General features: G+C 62.9%; 1 protein-coding gene. It reads right to left on the minus strand.

Going from position 1 to position 1,565, the window contains the following annotated elements; translation table 11 throughout:
* Positions 1-276: 276 nt before the first annotated feature.
* Positions 277-1,329, minus strand: a complete 1,053-nt coding sequence (locus U9980_RS15995; protein WP_322768649.1) for an rRNA adenine N-6-methyltransferase family protein — start codon at positions 1,327-1,329, stop codon at positions 277-279.
* Between the last annotated feature and the right edge of the window lie 236 nt (positions 1,330-1,565).

Here is a 1,565-nt window from a genome sequence, read left to right on the forward strand (position 1 = left end):
GTGACATATCGCCCCACTTCGTGGGTCTCGCAGGTCACGGGCGTGCCGTTCCTCGTTGATCTCGCCAGCGGGGACGCGGACGCGGCGAGCTGGTGGTCGTCTCTCGCGGTGGAAGCGACCTATGCCTCTATCTGGCACAAAAAGCGCAACCGCAGCGGGCCACACCCGCGATGATCACCGTCGCTGCCGCCTGCGCGCGCTGACCGGTTGAATCCGCCCGCCCTTGAAACCGTAAAGATAATTGGCGACGATTTTTCTTCGGTGCGTCCGTTCAGGTCAGACGGCTCGCCGCTTCGCAGATGGGAGCGGGTGTTGCGGGGTGTCGAGCCAGAACGTCTGCTCGTCAGGGGTGACGGTGATGCCGATGCGGGTGTGATCGGGTCTGCCGGCGTCGATCCACCAGCGGTAGGCGTTCTCAAGCTCGTCCCACAGGTTGCGGGGTCCGTGCTGGCGTACCTCGTGGGTGCTGGTTCCGGGAGTGAGGGATGCCCAGGATCGGGAGGCGGGGTGCGCCAGGAGGAGTGTTGGGGTGTCGTCGTCGCCTCGTTGGCCTGGGATGCAGTCGGGAATCATGGTGCCGACGGCGAATCCGGCGTCGAAGTCGGTGAATGGTTGTCGCGGGTATAGCCGGGTCGTCGTCACCTGCGCTTCGTCGGCTGTCTGTCGGTGGAACGTGGCAGAGCGGTGGTTGCGGAGTCGTATGAAGGGCGCCTCGCCGTGGAATCGGCCGTGTGCGGTGCCGTCGCTGTGGACGGTGAGGGCGAGGAGTGCCCCGTGGTGGAAGGTGAATGCGAGAGGGAGCACTATCCGGCCGCCGGGCTGTGTCTGTTCAATCCAAGCGTAGGGGATGGTGGCTGCGGCGGCGGTGGCGATGATCCGGTCATACGGTGCTCGTTCGGGGTATCCGAGGGTGCCGTCGCCGTTGACGACTGTGACCGGATAGTTGTTCCTGCACAGGGCCTGTCGGGCGTGGTCGGCGATCGTGGGATCGACTTCTATCGTCGTGACGTGTCCTGTGTGGGTTCGTTCGGCAAGCAGTGCGGCGTTGTAGCCGGTGCCGGCTCCGATTTCGAGGATGTTCGTCCCCTCCTGTACGTTCAGGAGGTCGAGCATCCGGTTGACGAGCCAGGCTGCGGTGTTGGAACTGGTGGGGAGGATGCCCTTGTCGGGGTGCTCGCCGTCGTCGACCTGGATTGCTATGGGATCGTCGCCTTCTGCCAGCGTCAGCCAGGTTTCGGGGTCGTCGTCCCGATGGAGCGGGACCATCCATCCGTCAGCGCCGTTGACCCAGATCCTGTCGGGGACGAACGCCGCGCGTCTCACAACCATCCGGTTCCTTTACATATCTGACAGGGTTTTTGCTGCTGCTTTCCGTCTATGATGATGATGGTTTTACCTGAACCGTTACACGCCGAACATTCCAATTTCTTCTTGTGTTTTCCAACTCGTACTCGGTCTCTCACGCTGTCTCCTTGAGGATATACAAATCTGTGCGTGCGGGCGTGGTGCCGTCTACTCGGGAAGTGCTGTGCGCGCGCCGAGCTGGGCGAAGGTTTCGATTTCGG

Source organism: Protofrankia sp. Cr1, assembly GCF_963555865.1.
GTDB lineage: Bacteria > Actinomycetota > Actinomycetes > Frankiales > Frankiaceae > Protofrankia.